Origin of the sequence: Clostridium sp. (genome assembly GCF_051656525.1) — a bacterium.
GTDB lineage: Bacteria > Bacillota > Clostridia > Clostridiales > Clostridiaceae > Clostridium.
Genome location: NZ_JBOGCC010000214.1, coordinates 1 through 1,142 on the forward strand (window position 1 = coordinate 1; position 1,142 = coordinate 1,142).

Sequence of the window (1,142 nt, forward strand, 5' to 3'; positions counted from 1 at the left end):
GATCGTGTTATTGATGTTGCCCCACTCCCACAATTGGCACGAAGTGCATTGCGTGCAGTAACTCATACAGTTGCGCGGATAGCTAGGCAGGCTTGGTCCTTCTTTTTCGGATAAACCAACTTAGTACATTCCATTGGGCAGCTCTTCAGCAACACGACAGGATATGTCGTAATGACAGAGAGCTGTAGCAGTTAGATAGAAAATATCTATGTTACTCAATTAATTAATCGCATATTCCCTTTGTCGTAAAAATATGTATGGTCACCAGTTACTACGACATGCCCTGACCTATTGATACGACATAATGTCCCTATGAATTCGTATACAAAAACCACCACAGCATGGAAATCCAATATGATCGTCATGACCGGCTTGCCGTCAGGTTGTCGGTCATCATTAGTCGGCTACTCGCCGGAGAATCGTTAACACTCGCTAACCTTGCGGAGGAGTTTGGCGTTTCTATACGAACGCTACAGCGTGATTTTCAGCAACGTCTTATCCACCTCGACATTGAATACAGTCAAGGCCGGTATCGACTTAACCAACACAAGGATCGCGATCCAGTCCCTAACTCCTTCACGTTTGTTCGCAATACGGGTCTAGTAGGTATTTTGCCTGAAAAGAGCCGCCAATTAATCCGTTGGCTTTCTGCACCATCCAGCTCATCGCCATGTTTAATCAGCCATGCATCAATATCACTGGCCTCGACGCAATCCACTTGTTTTTTACAGCTGGTAGAGGCGATTCAAGCGAACCGAATAGTGTCCTTGCTAATTAACGGCTCCATCATCGAAGGCACCTCACCACACCGGCTAATTTTTCATGATAAGCACTGGTTTTTGGTATCAAGTCGCGCCAAACGGTTGCAGGTCTTTCGCATAGAGGAAATTGACTCCGTAACGCTATTGAATACGACATTTCGCAGAAAACCGGAACTCGATGCCTTAACAGCTAACCAGCATTTTATTGCTGCGTTGCCGCATTTTCGCTTTATCAGCGACATCATTCATACCCTCAAAGAGTAATCGTTGCATACCGAGCAACGCTATTACACCAACATTTACCTGTCTGATATGTAAGGAATAAGCCATGAAAAAAACACAAAGTAGTGTGTTACTCATTACATTACTTTCGATTACCAC

Annotated in this window: 1 protein-coding gene; it reads left to right on the plus strand. The window is 44.5% G+C overall.

The features are described 5' to 3' along the window. The first annotated feature begins 341 nt into the window (after window positions 1-341). Window positions 342-1,025: a helix-turn-helix transcriptional regulator gene (locus ACRDDY_RS10465; protein WP_438564896.1), complete on the plus strand. Its 684-nt coding sequence runs from the start codon at window positions 342-344 to the stop codon at window positions 1,023-1,025. The last annotated feature ends 117 nt before the right edge of the window (window positions 1,026-1,142 follow it).

Bases quoted from the DNA above. Each gene is read 5' to 3' on its own strand.
- ACRDDY_RS10465 (WP_438564896.1), top strand. From the start codon at position 342: ATGGAAATCCAATATGATCGTCATGACCGGCTTGCCGTCAGGTTGTCG.